Genomic DNA, 17,687 nt, shown 5'->3' on the forward strand with positions numbered 1-17,687 from the left:
ATGACGCACCCCACCGACGACGACGGCTACACCGGACCCGCCACCCTCGTACTCGACGGCGAGGAACGCCCCGTGCGGGTCACGCTGCGTGGCCACTTCCAGCCCATCGACGGCCGCTACCACTGGTACGGGAGGATCGCCGCCGACCCCGCACTCGTCGCGCGGCTCGACGGCAGGCGCGCCGAAGCCGTCCTCCGTACCCCGCAGGGCGAGGCGTACGGCGAACTCACCGACCCCGACCCCTGGGACCGCTACCGGATCGCGGGCACGAGCACCCCGCCCTTCACGGTGGACCAGCCCCTGCCGCAGGACTGACCCGCCGCCCCTCTCCCTTTCCTCCCTTCTTCCCTCCTTCCCTCCGTCGCGCCCGCCCGACCGCATCGGGCACAGAGCAGGCGGGGATGCGTACGGGTGCCGCGCTCGACTCGCAGCCCCGGATGTCCTTCCATCCTCGGGGTCTGCGACGACCCCGACCCCGGCCGCGCCGAAGGCACCGATCTACCGTGTTCGACACCTCGGGCCCGGCGCCGGAGGCGATCCAGCACCTGTGGCGGGACGTCTTCACCCAGTGGTTCCCGTCCAACCCCTACCGCGGCAGGCCGGGCCCCGAGCTCCTGCGCACCACGTACACGGACGGCCACGGGCAGGTCGACGCCCAGCTGTGGCTGCCCGTGGAGCGGGAGGTCTGAGCCCGACCCGTACGGGGCGTGCGCGGGCCACCGGAACGCCTCGCCCCGTACGGGCCAGCAAGACGCGCCCCGCGCCCCGCGCCGGGCTGCAATGGACGGGTGACCGCGCCACCGGACGACTGCCTCGCGCGCAACGAATGGATCTGCGGCGACTACCTCAGCACGCGCCGCCACATCCTCGCCGACGCCGTCCTGCAGCACCTGGAGCTGACCGCGCTGTCCGTCGCGATCGCCCTGCTCCTCGCCGTGCCGCTCGCGCTCCTCGCCCGCCGCTTCCACACCGCCGCCGGGCCGGTCCTCGCCCTCACCACGGTGCTTTACACCATCCCGTCCCTCGCGATGTTCTCGCTGCTCCTGCCGCTGTACGGACTCTCCGCCTCGCTCGTCGTCGCCGGACTCGTCCTGTACTCGCTCACCCTGCTCGTCCGGAACATCCTCGCCGGGCTCCGCGCCGTCCCCGAGGAGACCCGGCAGGCCGCCAAGGGCATGGGATACGGGCCCGTACGCCTGCTGCTCACCGTCGAACTGCCGCTCGCGCTGCCCGCCGCCATGGCCGGGCTGCGCATCGCCACCGTCTCGGCGGTCTCCCTCGTCACGATCGGCGCGATCGTCGGCCACGGCGGGCTCGGCAACCTCATCTACACCGGCATGAACACCTACTTCAAAGCACAGGTCCTCACCGCGTCCGTGCTGTGCGTCGTCATCGCCGTCGCCGCCGATCTGCTGCTCCTCGGCGCGCAGCGGCTCCTCACGCCCTGGCAGCGCTCATGAACACCCTCACCGACGCCTGGAGCTGGCTCACCGACGCCGACCACTGGTCCGGCGCCGACGGCATCTGGCACCGCCTCACCGAACACCTCCTCCTCACCGTGATCTGCCTGGCCGTCAGCTGCCTGATCGCGCTGCCCGTCGCGCTGGTCCTCGGCCACCTCGGCAAGGGCGGCGCGCTCGCCGTGAACATCTCCAACGTCGGCCGCGCCGTCCCCACCTTCGCCGTGCTCGTCCTGCTCCTGCTCACCCCGCTGGGCCGATACGGCGAGGGCCCCACCGTCGTCGCCCTCGTCCTGTTCGCCGTACCGCCGCTGCTCACCAACGCGTACGTCGGGATGCGCGGCGTCGACCGCAGCATCGTGCAGGCCGCGCGCGGGATGGGGATGACCGGGCGGCAGATGCTGTGGCGGGTGGAGGCGCCGCTCGCGCTGCCGATGATCGTCAACGGGGTGCGGATCGCTGCCGTGCAGCTCGTCGCCACCGCTACCATCGCGGCCCTCGCGGGCGGCGGCGGGCTCGGCCGCATCATCACCGCGGGCTTCAACCTGGCCTCCACACCGCAGGTGGTCGCGGGTGCCGTGCTCGTCGCCGTGTTCGCGCTGCTCGTCGAGGCCTGCTTCGAAGTCGGCGAACGCCTGGCGCCAGGACTCGCCCGCAGGAAGGCGGCGGCCACATGAGGACCACGCGCGCCCGCCTGACCGGTCTGCTCACCGGGCTGCTCGTCCTGCTCACCGGCTGCACCACCGGCCCGTCCCTGGAGGACCAGGGCGAGGTCACCGCGCCGCCCGGCGACAGCCGCAGCCTCACCATCGGGTCCGCCGGTTTCACCGAGAGCGACCTGCTCGCCCAGATGTACGCGCTGCTCCTGCGCGAGCAGGGCTACTCCACCCAGCTCCTCTCCGTCGCCAACCGCGAGCTGTACGAACCCGCCCTGGAGAGCGGCCAGATCGACGTCGTGCCCGAGTACGCCGCCACCTTCGCGGACTGGCTCAACGCGAAGGCCAACGGCCCGGACGCGAAGCCCGTCGGCTCACCCGACCTGAACGCCACCATGACCGCCCTGCGCGAACTGGCCGCACCCCGCGGGCTCATGGTCCTCGACGCGGGCAAGGCCGTCGACCAGAACGCCTTCGCCGTCACGGCAGACTTCGCGAAGCAGCATGGTCTGAAAACCCTCAGCGACCTCGGCCGCGCCGAGATCCCCGTCCGCCTGGCCGCCGGTGACGAGTGCGTCCAACGCCCTTACTGCAAGCCGGGGTTGGAGAAGACGTACGGCATCGAGATCACCGCGGTCGACCCCAAGGGCGTCGGCACCACCCAGGCCAAGCAGGCGGTGCAGAACGGCCAGGACCAGATGGTCCTCACCACGACGACGGACGCCACGCTCGACGAGTTCGGCCTGGTCCTCCTGAAGGACGACAAGAAACTCCAGAACGCCGACTACATCGTCCCCGTCGTCAACCGCGCCCGCGCCGGCAGCGACCGTGTCGCCAAGGCCCTCGGCAAGCTCAACTCCGTTCTCACGACCGAGGACTTGGCCTCCCTCAACCAGCAGGTCGACAGCTGGCGACGCCTGCCGGAGGATGTGGCGGAGGCGTATCTGCGGGACAAGGGCCTGCTCAAATCGAGCCCGTCTGGGGGTACCTCCCAGCGGTAGCTGGGGGAGATTGAGGACGAGCCCGAAGGGCGATCGGCGGTGCGTCGGCCGACGGTGCGGGTCGTGGTGCGCGAGGGCCGCCCACCCCGGCAGGGCTACGCGTCGGCCACCGAGTCGAACTCCACCTCGTCCCGGGCAACCCCCTGCGCGTCCGCGTCGACCGAGCGGCGCAGGGCCTCGTGGAGTTTGGCGGGGGTGAGGACGCCCAGGAAGCGGGCGCCGTCGAGGACCGCGACCCAGCCCGCGTCGTGCTGGAGCATCACACCGAAGGCCTGCTTGAGCGGGGCGCCCACCGGGACCCAGGAGTTCATCCGGTGCGCGAGCTCGCCGACCGTGCCCCCGTCGCCCGCGAGCGCCAGCTCGTCCACGCCCGCCCAGCCGTGCAGCTCGCCCGCCTCGTCCAGGACGACCGTCCAGCGCGCACCCTCGGCGCGCAGCCGTGCCGCGGCCTCGGCGGCCGGTTCGCCGACCCGCGCGATCGGCGGCTCCTCCAGGTCGTCCGCCTCGATCTCCGTCACCGAGAGCCGCTTCAGGCCCCGGTCGGCGCCCACGAACTCCGCGACGTACGGCGTGGCCGGGGTGCCGAGTACGGCGCCGGGGGTGTCGAACTGCTCGATACGGCCCTGCCCGTACACCGCGATGCGGTCGCCGAGGCGGACGGCCTCCTCGATGTCGTGCGTGACGAGGAGCACCGTCTTGCGCACCCTGGCCTGCATCTTCAGGAACTCGTCCTGCAACTGCTCGCGCACCACCGGGTCGACCGCGCCGAACGGCTCGTCCATCAGGAGCACCGGCGGGTCCGCGGCGAGCGCCCGCGCCACGCCGACCCGCTGCCGCTGCCCGCCGGAGAGCTGCTGCGGATAGCGTGAGCCGTACGTCTGCGGGTCCAGGCCCACCAGGTCGAGGAGTTCGGCGGCGCGGGCCCGCGCCTTGGACCGCTTCCAGCCGATCAGGGCGGGCACCGTCGCCGTGTTGTCGAGGATCGTGCGGTGCGGGAAGAGGCCCACCTGCTGGATGACGTAACCGATCCGGCGCCGCAGCCGCACCGGGTCGACCGTCGAGATGTCCTCACCGTCGACGTGGATCCGGCCCGAGGTCGGCTCGATCAGGCGGTTGACCATCATCATCGTGGTCGTCTTGCCGCAGCCCGACGGGCCGACGAGCGTGACCAGTTCGCCCTCGCCGACCTCGAACGACAGGTCGTCCACGGCCACCGTGCCGTCCGGGTAGCGCTTCGTGACGTGCTCGAACCGGATCATGCCCTTCACGCTAACCGCGCGGATCCGCCCTCGCTCAGCAGAACCACCTCCAGGGTGCGCGGCCCGTGCACCCCCTCCACCCGGTCCAGCTCGATGTCGCTGGTCGCGGAAGGGCCGGAGATCCAGGTCAGCGGGCGCCCCGGATCGAGCCGCCGCAGCGCCTGCGGCACGGACGACACGACCTGCCCGGGGACGCGTACGACACAGATGTGGTGGTCCGGCACGAGCGTGATGCGGCGGCGGCCCTGGTCGGGGGAGCCGTCCAGGACGATCGTGCCGGTCTCCGCGATGGCGACCGCGCAGCCCGTGACCACACTGTCCACGGCGTCCAGCTCCTGCGGCGTCAGCTCGGCCCGGTCCGCCACGCGCGCGAGATCCCCGGCCGTCTCCAGCCACGACGCGTCCAGCCCCGGCGGTACGAGGACACTGCGGGCGCCGCGCTCGGACAGCAGCCGCCTCAGCAGCTGCGCGAGCCCGTCCGCGTCGGCGCGGTGCACGATCGCCCGGTAGTCGGCGAGGTTCTCCGCGAGCAGGTCGACGGTCTCCTCGGTACTGCGAGAGCCGTGCTCCACGAGATACGTACGGTCCACGGACTCCTCGACGGCAGGTGTGCCGCTCAGCGCCCGCCGGACCCGGTTCAGGATCACATCCCTGCTGCTCACTTCTCCGCGTCCTTCCCGCCGCGCGTGCGCAGCCACCAGTCCCGGAACGGCTCCGCCGGCACCTTCGGCAGCTCGCGGCTGTCGCTCCACGCCCGGCCGGGGCCCGGCAGGCGGCGCGGATGGAAGCGGCGGGTGCGGGCGGCCAGGCGCTGGCCCGCGGCGAGCGTGCCGGGACGCGTGAAGGCGAACGCGGCGGCCCGCATCGCCGCCCGCTCGGCGGCATGCCCCTTCGCGGGCCGCAGCGTGACCTTGGCACCCCGCCGCGTCACGGGCCCGCCCTGCACGACCCGTTCCCGCAGATGCACGAGCACCTCGGGGATGTCGATCGCGACCGGGCACACGTCGTAGCAGGCCCCGCAGAGCGAGGAGGCGTACGGCAGGGACGCGTCGATCTCGCTTGCCGTGCCCCGGAGTTGGGGGCTGAGGATCGCCCCGATCGGGCCCGGGTAGACCGAGCCGTACGCATGCCCGCCGGCCCGCTCGTACACCGGGCAGACGTTCAGGCAGGCCGAGCAGCGGATGCAGCGCAGGGCCTGGCGGCCGACCTCGTCGGCGAGAGTGTCGCTGCGGCCGTTGTCGAGGAGGACGAGGTGGAAGGCCCGCGGGCCGTCGCCTTCCCCGGTGAGACCGTCCCTCGTCCCGGTCCACATCGAGGTGTACGGGTTCATCCGCTCGGCGGTCGAGGAGCGCGGCAGGGTCTGCAGGAACACCTCCAGGTCCCGCCAGGTCGGCACCAGCTTCTCGATGCCCACGACCGAGATCAGCGTCTCGGGCAGCGTCAGGCACATCCGCCCATTGCCCTCGGACTCGACGACGACGAGCGTGCCGGTCTCGGCGACCATGAAGTTCGCCCCCGAGATCCCGACCTTGGCGCGCAGGAACTTCTCCCGCAGATGCAGCCGCGCCGCCTCCGCCAGTTCGGCCGGTGTGTCCGTGAGGCCGTCGGGCGCCGGGCGGCCCCACTCGCTCATGGTGCGGGCGAAGATGTCGCGGATCTCGCCGCGGTTGCGGTGGATCGCGGGGACCAGGATGTGACTGGGCCGGTCGTCCCCCAACTGCACGATCAGCTCGGCGAGATCGGTCTCGTACGCGGCGATGCCCTCGGCGGCGAGCGCTTCGTTGAGGCCGATCTCCTGCGTGGCCATCGACTTGACCTTGACGACCTCGCGCTCGCCGGTCGCCCGTACGAGCCCCGCGACGATCCGGTTGGCCTCGTCCGCGTCGGCCGCCCAGTGCACGGTGCCGCCCGCCGCGGTCACCGCCTCCTCCAACTGCACCAGATAGTGGTCGAGTCGGCGGAGCGTACGGTCCTTGATCTGCCTGCCCGCCTCGCGCAGCCGGGCCCAGTCCTCCAACTCGGCCACGGCCTTGGCGCGCTTGGCCCGGATGGTGTGCGTGGCGTGCCGCAGATTGCCGCGCAGGGTCGTGTCCCGCACGGCGTCGCGCGCGGCCTCCGGGAAGGCGGGCATGCCAACGAATGTGCCGCTCATACGAGTTGCTCCTCCTCCGTGCTCGCCAGGATCTCCGCGAGGTGCACCGGCCGCATCGCGCTGTCCAGGCGGGCCAGCGTGCCGCCGATGTGCATCAGGCAGGAGTTGTCCGCCGCGCACAGCACCCCGGCGCCGGTGGACTCGGCGGCCCGCACCTTGTCGAGCCCCATCGCCGCCGACACGTCGGGGTTCTTCACGGAGAACGTCCCGCCGAAGCCGCAGCACTCGTCGGCGCCCGGCAGCTCGACCAGATCGAGCCCCTTCACCTGCGCGAGCAGCCGCGTCGGCCGCTCCCCGAGGCCGAGCGAGCGCAGCCCGTGGCAGGTCGGGTGGTACGTCACCCTGTGCGGGTAGTACGCGTCGACGTCCGTCACACCGAGCACGTCGACGAGGAACTCCGTCAGCTCGTACGTCTTCGGCACGACCGGCGCGAGCGCCGACGTCAGGGACGTGCCGCGGCCCTCCGCGCGGGCGCGTGCCCCCATGCGCGGGTACAGCTCCCGCACCATCGCCCCGCACGAGCCGGACGGCGTGACGACCGCGTCGTACCCGGCGAAGACCTCCGCGAAGTGCCGGGCCAGCGGCTCGGCGCGGTGGCGGTAGCCGGTGTTGTAGTGCGCCTGGCCGCAGCAGGTCTGGCCCGCGGGGAAGTCGACATCGACGCCGAGCCGCTCCAGGAGCTTCACCACCGCCCGGCCCGTATCCGGATAGAGCGTGTCGTTGACGCAGGTCAGGAACAGGGCGACACGCATGCGTCTCCTTCCGCGACGATCATCGGATGGCGGCAGCGTACGCGGCCCGCACCGCCACGGGGAGCCCCGCGCCCCTCGGCTTGATACGTTTCACGAGCCCGGCGTGCCGGTTCCGCCGGCCCGGCTGCCGCCCCGGCCTCCGGGGGCTACCGGCCCTGGACCGCTTCGGGGCTCCGCCCCTGCTCCCCGGGCTGCCGCCCGTGAACCGACCCGGGCCTTCGCCCCTGAACCCCGATCGCCCTTCGGGCTCGTCCTCAAGCGCCGGACGGGCTGGATTGATCGCCGGGTGGGCTGGGTGATCACAGGACGGCGCCTGGGTTGATTCGGACGGACTGGGTTGGTTGCTGGGCGGGTTGGGTTGATTCGGGCGCCTGGGTTGGTCGTTGGGCGGGTCGGGTTGACTCGGGCGCCTGGGTTGGTCGTTGGGCGGGTTGGGTTGACTCGGGCGGCCTGGATTGGTCGCTGGGCAGGCTGAATTGACTCGGGCAGGCTGGGTTGGTCGCTGGACGGGCAGGATTGACTCGGACGGGCTGGATTGACCGCCGGGTGGGCTGAATTGATCCGGACTGGCTGGATCAACCAACCTGTTCAGGCCGGATTGGTCACCGGGCGGGCCGAATTGACCCGGACGGGCTGGCGGGAGGGGCCGAAGGTGGGCCCCGATAGGGGCGCGGGGAACTGCGCGATCGGCCACCACGGCGCTGCAGCCGAACGACCGCCTCCCAGCGGGGTCCAGGGGCGGCAGCCCTGGAAAGGGGGCCTGGGGGCGCAGCCCCGAGAGCCGTCCGCTGAGGACTTGAGGGAAGGGGCGGGGAGGGGAAAGACCAGCCCGCAAGGGCAACCGACAGCCCCCGCGCCGACGGCGCCGAATACCCTTCCCCCATGACCGCTCAACTGACCCCCATGCCCGAAGACTGGCACCGCGCCCTCGCGATCGTCGCCCACCCGGACGACCTGGAGTACGGCTGCGCGGCCGCGGTCGCGCACTGGACGGACGGCGGCCGGGACGTCACGTACGTCCTCGCGAGCCGCGGCGAGGCGGGCATCGACACCCTCCCGCCCGCCGAGTGCGCACCGCTGCGCGAGCGCGAACAGCGTGCCAGCGCCGCCGTCGTCGGCGTGGAGAACGTGGAGTTCCTCGGCCACCGGGACGGCGTGATCGAGTACGGCACGGCCCTGCGCCGTGACATCGCCGCCGCCGTACGCCGCCACCGCCCCGAGCTCGTCATCACCCTCAACCACCGCGAGTCCTGGGCCGGCGGCGCCTACTGGAACACGCCCGACCACGTCGCCGTGGGCCGCGCCGCCCTCGACGCCGTGGGCGACGCGGGCAACCGCTGGATCTTCCCGGAACTCACCGAGCAGGGCCTGGAGCCGTGGAACGGGGTGCGCTGGGTCGCGATCGCCGGTTCGGACAACCCGACGCACGCCCAGGACGCCGGTCCCGGCTACGAGCGCGGCGTGCGCTCGCTGCTCGAACACCGCGTGTACATCGAGGCGTTGACGGACGAGGACCCGGAGGCGTACGCCCGGTCGATCCTCGACATGGGCACCTCGATGGTCGCGGAACGCTTCGGCGGGCGGCCCGCTGTCGGGTTCGAGGTCTTCAGCCGCTGAGCCCCGACCGCTAACCTGACGCCCCGTCAGTGTCAGGCTGGGCAGGCGAGGGGGCTGGGCGTGATCGACACCATCGGCACCGACATCCCGGAGGGTGAGGACCGGCTGCGCCTCGACATCGAGGACGGCATCGGCGTCCTCACCCTCTGCCGTCCGCGTCAACTCAACGGCTGGAGCTGGGAGTCGACCCGGCAGCTCGGCCTGATGGCGGACCGCATCCGCTTCGACGACCGGATCCGGGCGGTGCTGCTGCGCGCCGAGGGGCGGGCGTTCTGCGCGGGCATCGACGTCACGGCGCCCGGCGGCGCGATCACCGGCCGCTCCCCGGCGGAGCGCACCCGCAACTACTACGAGGGCATCCGCTGGGTGCACGAGCGCTTCGCCGACTTCGCCACGCTGCCGCAGCCCATCGTCGCCGCCGTGCAGGGCTACTGCCTCGGCTTCGGCTTCGAGCTTGCCCTGATGGCCGACGTCAGGGTCGCCGCCGCCGACGCCGTGTTCGCCCTGCCCGAGGCGCAGCTCGGGGTCGCCGTGGACGCGGGCGGCGATCTGCGCATCGCCCGCGAGGCGGGCGCGGGCTGGGCGAAGCTCCTCGCACTGACCGGCCGCCGGATCGACGCGGCGACGGCCGAACGTCTCCACCTGGTCCAACTCGTCGTATCAGCAGCGGAGTTGGAGCAGAGCGCCCGCGCCGCCGTCACCGAGATCGCCGCCAACGCCCCGCTCGCCGTGCAGGGCATCAAACGCGACATCGACGCCTTCGCCGACGCGGGCCTCGCCGCCGCCCTCGACCGTACGGCGATGTCCGCCGCCGTCACCCTCACCTCCCAGGACTCCCGCGAGGGGTACGCGGCGAAGGCGGCCCGCAGGGCGCCGAAGTTCGACGGCACCTGACCCGTCAGGGCGCCAACGGCCCCTGCCCCAAGGGTCCTTGCCCCAACGGCCCCTGCCCCCACGGCCCCTGCCCCAACGGCCCCCGCCCCAACTGCTCCCGCACCGGCACCACCGGCGCCGCCACGACGTCCCGGCGCTGCCAGTTGGCGCCGTCCACCACCAGCGTGTGCCCGCTGATGAACCGTGCGTACGGTGAAGCCAGGAACGTCGCCGCCCAGCCCAGCTCGCGCGGCGCACCCACCCGCAGAGCCGGCTGCCTGCGGTCCCGGTCGTCGCGCGCGCCCTCCAGGCCCGCCCGGATGTCTGCCGTCATGTCCTCGTGCGGCATCAGCCCGGGCACGAGCCCGTTCACCCGCAGCCCGTACGGGCCCCACTCCACCGCCAGCGTCTCCACCAGGTTCTTCACCCCCGCCTTCGCCGCGGCACTGTGCGCGAAGCCCGGCCCGCCCGTCCACGCGTACGAGGCACCCACGGCGACGATCGACGCGGGTGTGCCCGCGGCGAGGTGGCGGCGGCCGAACTCGCGGGTCATGTAGAAGGTGCCGTTGAGCGTGATGTCGACGACGGCACGCCAGGCGCCCGGCGACATGTCCTCGGCGGGCACGGGGAAGTTCGCGGCGGCGTTGTTGACCAGCACGTCCGGAAGCCCGAGCGCCCCCTCGGCCGTGTCGAGGGCCGCGCCGATCTGCTCCGGTTCCCGGATGTCGCACTGAAGGGCCGCCACCTTGCCGCCCAGTGCGGACAGTTCGGCCGCGGCGGGGTCCAAGTGCTCCGGCTTACGGCTGGCGATCACCAGGTCCGCGCCCAGCCGGGCGAACTCGGCGGCGATCGCCTTGCCGAGCCCGGTGCCGCCACCGGTCACGAGCACCGTGCAGCCGTCGTACGTACCGGGCGGCAGGGCGCTCGCGCCCAGCGGAGGAGGAGCGGGCAGGCCGGGCAGCGCGGAGTCCGTCATGGCGGCATGGATAACGGTCCGCCGCGCAAAGGTCCAGGGTCTTGCGCGCCCGCTCTCTTCCCGGGCCCCGAAATGGGCGCGGGGAACTGCGCGACCAGCCACGGCGGAGCGGCAGCCGAAATGGCGGCCTCCAAGTAGGTCCAGGGGAGGCAGCCCCTGAAAGGGGCCCGGGGGCTCGCCCCGCCCCCGTCAGAGCGGCTGTCTTGACAACATGGATTGCTGAAACTGCAATAGCCGCATGACGCGCACAAGGCAGCACGACCCACACACCCACCAGCACGAGCCCACCCCCGAAGGGACCGAGGACGTCCTCGCCGAGGTCGGGCCCCGGCTGCGCCGGATCCGCAAGGAGCGCGGGGCCACCCTCGCCGGGCTCTCCGAGGCCACCGGGATCTCCGTCAGCACCCTCTCGCGCCTGGAGTCCGGCAACCGCAAGCCCAGCCTCGAACTCCTGCTGCCCATCGCCCGCGCCCACCAGGTCCCGCTCGACGAACTGGTGGGCGCCCCGCCGGTCGGCGACCCGCGCGTACGGGCCAAGCCGATCGTGCGCAACGGCCGCACGATGGTGCCGCTGACCCGCCAGCCCGGCGGCCTGCAGGCGTACAAGGTGGTGATCCCCCAGCTCGCGGAGGTGCCGGAGCAGCGCACGCACGAGGGGTACGAGTGGCTCTACGTCCTCTCCGGCAAGCTGCGCCTGCTGCTCGCCGACCACGACGTGGTGCTCGGCACCGGCGAGGCCGCCGAGTTCGACTGCCGCCTGCCGCACTGGTTCGGCCCGGCGGGCGACGGCGGCGTGGAGTTCCTCAGCCTCTTCGGCCCGCAGGGCGAGCGGATGCACGTACGGGCCAAGCCGTCCGCGAAGAAGTAGCCGGAGAAGTAGCCGGAGAAGCAGCCGAAGAAGTAGCCGAAGAAGTAGTCGAAGAAGCGGGTCGATACGGGTTCACAGGGGGCAAGCGACCGCTTAGTATGCGATGAGCTCGGCGACAGAGCTTGGTTCACGACCCTCCGTGGAGGCCCCGCATGCAGGCATGGCGAGTGCACGAGAACGGCGAGCCCGGTGAGGTGATGCGGCTCGAAGAGACCGCCGCGCCCACGCCAGGTGAGGGGCAGGTGGTGCTCAAGGTGCGGGCCGCCAACATCAACTTCCCGGACGCGCTGCTCTGCCGGGGCCAGTACCAGGTCCGGCCGCCGCTGCCGTTCACGCCCGGCGTGGAGATCTGCGGGGAGACCGAGGACGGCCGCCGCGTCATCGCCAACCCCGCCCTGCCGTACGGCGGCTTCGCCGAGTACACGGTCGCCGACGCCGCCGCCGTGCTGCCCGCGCCCGACGCCCTCGACGACGCCGAGGCCGCCGCGCTGCACATCGGCTACCAGACCGGCTGGTTCGGGCTGCACCGGCGGGCCGCGCTGCAGCCCGGCGAGACGCTGCTCGTGCACGCCGCCGCGGGCGGGGTCGGCTCGGCCGCCGTGCAGCTCGGCAAGGCCGCCGGCGCCAAGGTCATCGGTGTCGTGGGCGGCCCCGACAAGGTGCGCGTCGCCGAGGAGTTGGGCTGCGACGTCGTCATCGACCGCCGCACCGACGACCTCGTCTCCGTCGTCAAGGAGTCCACGGGCGGCCGCGGCGCCGATGTCGTCTACGACCCGGTGGGCGGCGACGCGTACGCCAAGTCCACGAAGTGCGTGGCCTTCGAGGGCCGCATCCTCGTCGTCGGCTTCGCGAGCGGAGTCATCCCGACGCCCGCGCTCAACCACGCGCTCGTGAAGAACTACTCGGTGGTGGGCCTGCACTGGGGCCTCTACAACACCAAGGACCCTGAGGCCGTCCGCCGCTGCCACGACACGCTCACCGAACTCGCCGCGAAGGGCGCCATCAAGCCCCTGATCAGTGAACGCGTCGCGCTGAAGGACGGCGCCGCCGCCGTGCAGCGCGTCGCCGACGGCGTCACCACCGGCCGCGTGGCGATCGTCCCGGAAGGAGCCTGATCCATGACGATCAGCGAGGCTCAACTGCGCGATCGCGTACGGGAGTTGCTTGCCGCACACCCGATCGCTTCCACCCCGCGCGAGGCCTTCCTCGAAGCCCGCTTCGACGCCGGGCTCGCCTGGGTGCACTTCCCCGAAGAGCTCGGCGGACTCGGCCTTCCGCGCACCCAGCAGGCCGTCGTGGACGCCGAGTTGGAGGCCGCGGGGGCGCCCGACAACGATCCGCGACGCATCGGCATCGGTCTGGGCATGGCCGCGCCCACGGTCCTCACGTACGGCACCGAGGAGCAGAAGCGGCGCTGGCTCAGGCCGCTGTGGCTGGGCGAGGAGGTGTGGTGCCAGCTGTTCTCGGAGCCCGGCGCCGGATCCGACCTCGCGGCGCTCGGCACCCGTGCCGTCCGGGACGGCGACACCTGGGTGGTCAACGGCCAGAAGGTGTGGACGTCCAACGCGCACAACGCCCGCTGGGCCATCCTCATCGCCCGTACCGACCCGGAGCAGCCCAAGCACCGCGGCATCACGTACTTCGTGTGCGACATGACCGACCCCGGCGTCGAGGTACGGCCGCTGCGGCAGATCACCGGCGAGGCCGAGTTCAACGAGGTGTTCCTCTCCGACGTGCGCATCCCCGACGCGCACCGGCTCGGCGAGGTCGGCGACGGCTGGCGGGTCGCGCAGACCACGCTCATGAACGAGCGCGTCGCCATCGGCGGCATGCGCCTGCCCCGCGAGGGCGGCGTGATCGGCCCGGTCGTCGAGGCCTGGCGGGAGCGCCCCGAACTGCGCACCCACGACCTGCACCAGGACCTGCTGAAGCTGTGGGTCGAGGCAGAGGTCGCACGCCTTACCGGTGAGCGTCTGCGCCAGCAGCTCGTCGCCGGACAGCCGGGCCCCGAGGGCTCCGGCATGAAGCTCGGCTTCGCCCGGCTCAACCAGCGCATCAGCGGCCTGGAGCTCGAACTCCTCGGCGAGGACGGTCTGTCGTACGAGGACTGGACGATGACCCGTCCCGAGATCGTCGACTTCACCGGCCGCGACGCGGGCTACCGCTATCTGCGCGCCAAGGGCAACAGCATCGAGGGCGGGACCAGCGAGGTCCTCCTCAACATCGTCGCCGAACGCGTCCTGGGACTGCCGTCCGAGCCGCGCACCGACAAGGACGTCGCATGGAAGGACCTGGCCAGGTGAGCACCTCTGTGGACCTCCTCTACTCGGAGACCGAGGACGAACTCCGCTCGGTGGTACGGGACGTGCTGACCGACCACTGCACCGCCGCCGCCGTCCTCGCCCGGATCGAGACCGACGAGCCGCACGACCGTGAGCTGTGGAAGACCCTCGCGACGGAAATGGGCCTCGCCGGACTCCTCGTACCGGAGAAGCTCGGCGGGCAGGGCGCCACGCACCGCGAGGCGGCCGTGGTCCTGGAGGAGCTGGGGCGGGCCGTGGCGCCCGTGCCGTATCTGAGCAGTGCGGTGGTGGTCACCGAGATGCTGCTCGGCTGCCCGGCTCAGCAGCCCCAAGTGGGCGCGCAGCTCGCGGAGTTGGCCTCCGGACGCCAGGTCGGCGCCCTCGTCGTGCCCTTCACGACGGCGCCGCACGCCCCGTACGCGCGCGTGCGCCGCAGCTCCGACGGGCTCCTGCACGGCACGGTGACGGCGGTCGCGGACGCGGCGGGCGCCGATCTCCTGTACGTCGCCACCGACGACGCCCTCTACACGCTCGCCGCCGACCAGGGGGGCGTCACCGTCACCCCCCGCACCTCCCTCGACCTGACCCGGCCGCTCGCCGACGTCACCCTCGACGGCGCCCGCGGCGGCGAGCCGATCAGCGAGGACCCGGACTCGGCCGTACGGCGCGGTCTGCGGGCCGGAGCCGCGCTGCTCGCCTCCGAGCAACTCGGCGTCGCCGACTGGTGCTTGACGGAGACCGTCGCCTACACGCGCGACCGCCACCAGTTCAACCGCCCCGTCGGCTCCTTCCAGGCGCTCAAGCACCGGCTTGCGGAGTTGTGGCTGGAGACCGTCAACGCCCGTGCGGCGGCCCGCAACGCGGCCGACGCCCTGGCCACGGAGAGCGCGGAGGCCCCTCTCGCCGCGTCCCTCGCGCAGGCCTACTGCTCCCCGGTGGCCGTCCACGCCGCCGAGGAGGCGCTCCAGTTGCACGGCGGCATCGGCATGACCTGGGAGCACCCGGTGCACCTGTACCTGAAGCGGGCCAAGGCGGATGCAGTGGGGCTCGGTTCGGCGGGGCGGCATCGGGAGGCGATCGCGGGCCTGGTGGATCTCCGGGCGCCGTAGGAACCCAGCGGGCGGAACCCCGCGCGGCCGGGCGACGCCGACCCTGTGCCAGGGGCGACCGGCGTCGCCCGGCCGATGGGCGACCGGAGCAACGGGGGCCGCCGGTGGCGGACGCGGCGGGCTGGAACAGCAGCTCAGCGGTGTGACTCCGCGCGCGCCGGCGGAAACGCCCGCCGGTAGTCGCTGGGCGACACCCCCACCTGCTTCAGGAAGTGGTGGCGGAAGTTGTTCGCCGTACCGAGCCCGCTCAAGGCGCCGATCTTCTCGACCGGCAAGGTCGTCGATTCCAGCAGGCTCCGCGCCAGGCCGAGGCGTTCGTTCAGGAGCCACTGCAGCGGGGTCGTTCCCGTGGCCGCCTGGAGCCGGCGGTAGAACGTGCGCGGGCTCAGGGCCGCACGCCGGGCCAGGTCCTCGACGGTCAGCGGCTCGTCCAGGCGGGCCCGCGCCCACGCGAGGACGGGAGCCAGGCCCGCGTCGTCCGTCTCCGGCATCGGCGCGTCGATGAACTGCGCCTGCCCGCCCGGACGGTGGGCCGGCACGACCATGCGCCGGGCCAGCTGGTTGGCGACATGGGCGCCGAGGTCCCGCCGTACGAGATGGAGGCACAGGTCGAGGCCCGCGGTGAGCCCGGCGCTGGTGAGGACGGAGCCCTCGTCCACGTACAGCACCGAGTCGTCCACCTCCACCTTCGGGTAGCGCGCGGCGAGCTGTGCCGTGTGCATCCAGTGCGCCGTGGCCCGGCGGCCGTCGAGCAGTCCGGCCTCGGCGAGCGCGAAGGCGCCGTTGCAGAGGGAGACCATGCGGGCCCCCTCGTCGTACGCGCGGCGCAGTGCGGGCACGAGCCCCGCAGGCAGCGGACGGCCTTCCTCGACGAAGGCGTCGGGCACGGACGGCACGATGACGGTGTCGGCGCCCACGATGTCGTCGATCCCGTACGGGGTGCGGACCGAGAAGCCCGTCGGGTCCTGCGGCGCCCGCGACGCCCCGGTGCCGCACAGCCGGAAGTCGTACCAGCGGTCCGCCAGATCGGGCTGCGGCTTCCCGAAGACCGTGCAGGGGATGCTCAGTTCGTACAGGTCCCAGGCGGGCACCCCGAACTCCTCGGTCACGACCACGGCCACCGAACCCACGCTCATACCGCGAGCGTACGGCACGAATTTGGTGGTCGCCGTCATTCCTGTCACTGTCCTGCCGGGGTGGGCCCTGCGAGCGTGTCCTTACGCGATCGCGAGCCGAACCACCCTGCGGAACACAGGAGTTGACCACGTATGTCCATCGACCAGCAGGCCGTCACCGTCATCGGACTCGGATCCATGGGCTCGGCGCTCGCCGCCGCACTGCTCGACCGGGGCCACCTCGTCACGGTGTGGAACCGCACGCCCGACAAGGCCCGTGACCTCGTCGAACGCGGCGCCCGCCTTGCCGCCACGCCCGAAGAGGCCGTCGCCGCAAGCCCGTTGACCCTCACCTGCGTGTTCGACGAGGCGGTCCTGCGGAAGCTGCTCACGCCGATCGCCGGGGCCCTGGCCGGGCGGGTGGTGGTCAACGTGACCTCCGGATCCGCCGAGCAGGCCCGGGAGTTGGACGCCTGGCTGCGCTCGCACGGCGCCGAGCACCTGGACGGCGGCATCATGACGACGCCGCCGGGCGTGGGCGACCCGAGCATGATGTTCCTCTACAGCGGCTCAAGTGCGGCCTTCGACGCTTGCCGTTCGACCCTCCAAGTCCTCGGCGACGCCGTGTACTTGGGCGCGGACCCGGGGCTGGCGTCGCTCTACGACACGGCGCTGCTCGGCCTGATGTGGTCCACCCTGACCGGCTGGCTGCACGGCAGCGCGCTCGTGGGCGCCGACGGGGTGGCGGCCGCGGCGTTCACCCCGGTCGCCGTGCGCTGGCTGACCGCGGTGGCCGGGTTCATGACGACCTACGCGGGCCAGGTGGACGCCGGTCGCTATCCGGGCGACGACGCCACCGTCGACGTGCAGATCGCGACGGTCCGGCACCTGGTGCACGCCGCCCAGGCTCGTGGGGTCGACACCGAGCTGCCCGAACTCCTGGAGTCGTTCATGCGGCGGGCGGCGGCCGCGGGCCACGGCTCCGACAGTTATGCCGCCGTGATCGAGGCCCTGCGAACCTCGGACACCGCCCAAGTCTGACCATCCGATCAGGGAGCCCGCCTTCCCGAAGGTCTGCGGCCTCGTTCTTCGTCTACAGCGCCGTCGTGGCTGGTCGCGCTGTTCCCCGCGCCCCTATCGGGGCTGCGTCACCAGCGCATAAGCACGAGCCAGCCGCTCAAGCTCCTCCGTCGCCCCGGGCTCCGTCACGTCCACGGCCTCCGTGGCCCGGCTGATCGCGTCGAGCAGGCGCTCCTGGGCCTCGGTCGCCCCCGGGGAAAGCTGGGCCGGCGCGGAGGTCCGGGGCGGTTCGGGGGCGACCGCGGCGCGGGCCCAGTACTCCAGTGGGTTGCGGTCGCGCGTGACGGGGCCCGGTGCGGTGCGGGGCTCGCCCTCCTGTGGTGTGCGGTCGGTCATGACACCCCCCCTTTCCTGTCCGGTCATGTCCAGAGAAGATCAACTTACCGAGCGCGGGGCCGGGGGGGGGGGGGCCCCCCCCCCCCCCCCACACCGGCCCCCCCCGCCCGGGGCCCCCCCCCCCCCCCCC

18 protein-coding genes and 1 pseudogene are annotated in these 17,687 nt (G+C 72.7%); 12 read left to right on the plus strand and 7 right to left on the minus strand.

From position 1 onward, the window contains the following. From QIT00_RS11805 to QIT00_RS11825, 5 genes and pseudogenes are all read left to right on the plus strand, one after another. Window positions 1–315 carry a DUF4873 domain-containing protein gene (locus QIT00_RS11805; RefSeq protein ID WP_282535132.1) on the plus strand — a complete coding sequence of 105 codons (315 nt, stop codon included), beginning with the start codon at window positions 1–3 and terminating at the stop codon, window positions 313–315. Between the two features lie 132 nt (window positions 316–447). Continuing rightward, a pseudogene (locus QIT00_RS11810) lies at window positions 448–689 on the plus strand (GyrI-like domain-containing protein); the annotation flags it as partial. A gap of 99 nt (window positions 690–788) precedes the next feature. Continuing rightward, window positions 789–1,460, plus strand: coding sequence for an ABC transporter permease (locus QIT00_RS11815; RefSeq protein ID WP_282535133.1), 672 nt, complete (start codon window positions 789–791; stop codon window positions 1,458–1,460). Further along, window positions 1,457–2,137: an ABC transporter permease gene (locus tag QIT00_RS11820; protein WP_282535134.1), complete on the plus strand. Its 681-nt coding sequence runs from the start codon at window positions 1,457–1,459 to the stop codon at window positions 2,135–2,137. The genes QIT00_RS11815 and QIT00_RS11820 overlap by 4 nt, the downstream gene beginning before the upstream one ends. Continuing rightward, window positions 2,134–3,117 carry an ABC transporter substrate-binding protein gene (locus tag QIT00_RS11825; RefSeq protein WP_282535135.1) on the plus strand — a complete coding sequence of 328 codons (984 nt, stop codon included), beginning with the start codon at window positions 2,134–2,136 and terminating at the stop codon, window positions 3,115–3,117. The genes QIT00_RS11820 and QIT00_RS11825 overlap by 4 nt, the downstream gene beginning before the upstream one ends. A 95-nt stretch (window positions 3,118–3,212) precedes the next feature. Here QIT00_RS11825 and QIT00_RS11830 read toward each other — a convergent pair whose 3' ends face one another. Genes QIT00_RS11830 through QIT00_RS11845 form a run of 4 tightly spaced genes read right to left on the minus strand, consistent with a single transcriptional unit; the run spans window position 3,213 to window position 7,280 of the window. After that, complete coding sequence (locus QIT00_RS11830) at window positions 3,213–4,376, minus strand: ABC transporter ATP-binding protein (RefSeq protein ID WP_282535136.1); 1,164 nt, start codon at window positions 4,374–4,376, stop codon at window positions 3,213–3,215. Window positions 4,377–4,381: 5 nt separating this feature from the next. Then, window positions 4,382–5,038: a LutC/YkgG family protein gene (locus QIT00_RS11835; RefSeq protein ID WP_282535137.1), complete on the minus strand. Its 657-nt coding sequence runs from the start codon at window positions 5,036–5,038 to the stop codon at window positions 4,382–4,384. Beyond that, window positions 5,035–6,528 carry a LutB/LldF family L-lactate oxidation iron-sulfur protein gene (locus QIT00_RS11840; RefSeq protein WP_282535138.1) on the minus strand — a complete coding sequence of 498 codons (1,494 nt, stop codon included), beginning with the start codon at window positions 6,526–6,528 and terminating at the stop codon, window positions 5,035–5,037. The genes QIT00_RS11835 and QIT00_RS11840 overlap by 4 nt, the downstream gene beginning before the upstream one ends. Then, entirely contained in the window at window positions 6,525–7,280 is a 756-nt protein-coding gene (locus tag QIT00_RS11845; protein ID WP_282535139.1) for a (Fe-S)-binding protein, read from the minus strand. The genes QIT00_RS11840 and QIT00_RS11845 overlap by 4 nt, the downstream gene beginning before the upstream one ends. An 882-nt stretch (window positions 7,281–8,162) precedes the next feature. On the opposite strand from QIT00_RS11845, the gene QIT00_RS11850 reads away from it, so the two are divergent. Both QIT00_RS11850 and QIT00_RS11855 read left to right on the plus strand, forming a co-directional pair. Next, window positions 8,163–8,897 carry a PIG-L deacetylase family protein gene (locus QIT00_RS11850; protein ID WP_282535140.1) on the plus strand — a complete coding sequence of 245 codons (735 nt, stop codon included), beginning with the start codon at window positions 8,163–8,165 and terminating at the stop codon, window positions 8,895–8,897. A gap of 60 nt (window positions 8,898–8,957) precedes the next feature. After that, entirely contained in the window at window positions 8,958–9,791 is an 834-nt protein-coding gene (locus QIT00_RS11855) for an enoyl-CoA hydratase/isomerase family protein (protein WP_282535141.1), read from the plus strand. Between the two features lie 4 nt (window positions 9,792–9,795). On the opposite strand, the gene QIT00_RS11860 is transcribed toward QIT00_RS11855, so the two are convergent. Next, window positions 9,796–10,746, minus strand: a complete 951-nt coding sequence (locus QIT00_RS11860; protein ID WP_282535142.1) for an SDR family oxidoreductase — start codon at window positions 10,744–10,746, stop codon at window positions 9,796–9,798. Window positions 10,747–10,984: 238 nt separating this feature from the next. On the opposite strand from QIT00_RS11860, the gene QIT00_RS11865 reads away from it, so the two are divergent. The 4 genes from QIT00_RS11865 to QIT00_RS11880 all read left to right on the plus strand — a co-directional run bounded on the left by QIT00_RS11865 (window position 10,985) and on the right by QIT00_RS11880 (window position 15,026). Beyond that, on the plus strand, window positions 10,985–11,614 hold the full coding sequence (locus QIT00_RS11865) for a helix-turn-helix domain-containing protein (protein WP_282535143.1): 630 nt from the start codon (window positions 10,985–10,987) through the stop codon (window positions 11,612–11,614). Between the two features lie 152 nt (window positions 11,615–11,766). After that, window positions 11,767–12,729 carry an NADPH:quinone oxidoreductase family protein gene (locus QIT00_RS11870; RefSeq protein WP_282535144.1) on the plus strand — a complete coding sequence of 321 codons (963 nt, stop codon included), beginning with the start codon at window positions 11,767–11,769 and terminating at the stop codon, window positions 12,727–12,729. A gap of 3 nt (window positions 12,730–12,732) precedes the next feature. Continuing rightward, window positions 12,733–13,917 carry an acyl-CoA dehydrogenase family protein gene (locus QIT00_RS11875; protein ID WP_282535145.1) on the plus strand — a complete coding sequence of 395 codons (1,185 nt, stop codon included), beginning with the start codon at window positions 12,733–12,735 and terminating at the stop codon, window positions 13,915–13,917. Then, a complete protein-coding gene (locus QIT00_RS11880) occupies window positions 13,896–15,026 on the plus strand; it encodes an acyl-CoA dehydrogenase family protein (RefSeq protein ID WP_282535146.1) in 1,131 nt (376 codons plus the stop codon). Before QIT00_RS11875 ends, QIT00_RS11880 begins: the two co-directional genes overlap by 22 nt. A gap of 134 nt (window positions 15,027–15,160) precedes the next feature. Here the strand turns inward: QIT00_RS11880 and QIT00_RS11885 are convergent, their stop codons facing one another. Beyond that, complete coding sequence (locus QIT00_RS11885; protein ID WP_408909758.1) at window positions 15,161–16,141, minus strand: GlxA family transcriptional regulator; 981 nt, start codon at window positions 16,139–16,141, stop codon at window positions 15,161–15,163. A 153-nt stretch (window positions 16,142–16,294) separates the two neighbouring features. On the opposite strand from QIT00_RS11885, the gene QIT00_RS11890 reads away from it, so the two are divergent. After that, window positions 16,295–17,182 (plus strand): NAD(P)-dependent oxidoreductase, encoded by an 888-nt coding sequence (locus QIT00_RS11890; RefSeq protein ID WP_282535148.1) that lies wholly within the window; start codon window positions 16,295–16,297, stop codon window positions 17,180–17,182. Window positions 17,183–17,275: 93 nt separating this feature from the next. Here QIT00_RS11890 and QIT00_RS11895 read toward each other — a convergent pair whose 3' ends face one another. Next, window positions 17,276–17,557 carry a hypothetical protein gene (locus tag QIT00_RS11895; protein WP_282535149.1) on the minus strand — a complete coding sequence of 94 codons (282 nt, stop codon included), beginning with the start codon at window positions 17,555–17,557 and terminating at the stop codon, window positions 17,276–17,278. Window positions 17,558–17,687: the final 130 nt, after the last annotated feature.

The organism is Streptomyces luteolus (genome assembly GCF_029968015.1).
GTDB classification, from domain to species: domain Bacteria; phylum Actinomycetota; class Actinomycetes; order Streptomycetales; family Streptomycetaceae; genus Streptomyces; species Streptomyces luteolus.

What these genes read in the sequence shown, in the direction of transcription:
- QIT00_RS11850 (WP_282535140.1), top strand. Translation starts at nt 8,163, where the DNA reads ATGACCGCTCAACTGACCCCCATGCCCGAAGACTGGCACCGCGCCCTC.
- QIT00_RS11895 (WP_282535149.1), bottom strand. Translation starts at nt 17,557, where the DNA reads ATGACCGACCGCACACCACAGGAGGGCGAGCCCCGCACCGCACCGGGC.
- QIT00_RS11840 (WP_282535138.1), bottom strand. Translation starts at nt 6,528, where the DNA reads ATGAGCGGCACATTCGTTGGCATGCCCGCCTTCCCGGAGGCCGCGCGC.
- QIT00_RS11830 (WP_282535136.1), bottom strand. Translation starts at nt 4,376, where the DNA reads ATGATCCGGTTCGAGCACGTCACGAAGCGCTACCCGGACGGCACGGTG.
- QIT00_RS11880 (WP_282535146.1), top strand. Translation starts at nt 13,896, where the DNA reads ATGGAAGGACCTGGCCAGGTGAGCACCTCTGTGGACCTCCTCTACTCG.
- QIT00_RS11825 (WP_282535135.1), top strand. Translation starts at nt 2,134, where the DNA reads ATGAGGACCACGCGCGCCCGCCTGACCGGTCTGCTCACCGGGCTGCTC.
- QIT00_RS11875 (WP_282535145.1), top strand. Translation starts at nt 12,733, where the DNA reads ATGACGATCAGCGAGGCTCAACTGCGCGATCGCGTACGGGAGTTGCTT.
- QIT00_RS11805 (WP_282535132.1), top strand. Translation starts at nt 1, where the DNA reads ATGACGCACCCCACCGACGACGACGGCTACACCGGACCCGCCACCCTC.
- QIT00_RS11870 (WP_282535144.1), top strand. Translation starts at nt 11,767, where the DNA reads ATGCAGGCATGGCGAGTGCACGAGAACGGCGAGCCCGGTGAGGTGATG.
- QIT00_RS11890 (WP_282535148.1), top strand. Translation starts at nt 16,295, where the DNA reads ATGTCCATCGACCAGCAGGCCGTCACCGTCATCGGACTCGGATCCATG.
- QIT00_RS11820 (WP_282535134.1), top strand. Translation starts at nt 1,457, where the DNA reads ATGAACACCCTCACCGACGCCTGGAGCTGGCTCACCGACGCCGACCAC.
- QIT00_RS11845 (WP_282535139.1), bottom strand. Translation starts at nt 7,280, where the DNA reads ATGCGTGTCGCCCTGTTCCTGACCTGCGTCAACGACACGCTCTATCCG.
- QIT00_RS11860 (WP_282535142.1), bottom strand. Translation starts at nt 10,746, where the DNA reads ATGACGGACTCCGCGCTGCCCGGCCTGCCCGCTCCTCCTCCGCTGGGC.
- QIT00_RS11865 (WP_282535143.1), top strand. Translation starts at nt 10,985, where the DNA reads ATGACGCGCACAAGGCAGCACGACCCACACACCCACCAGCACGAGCCC.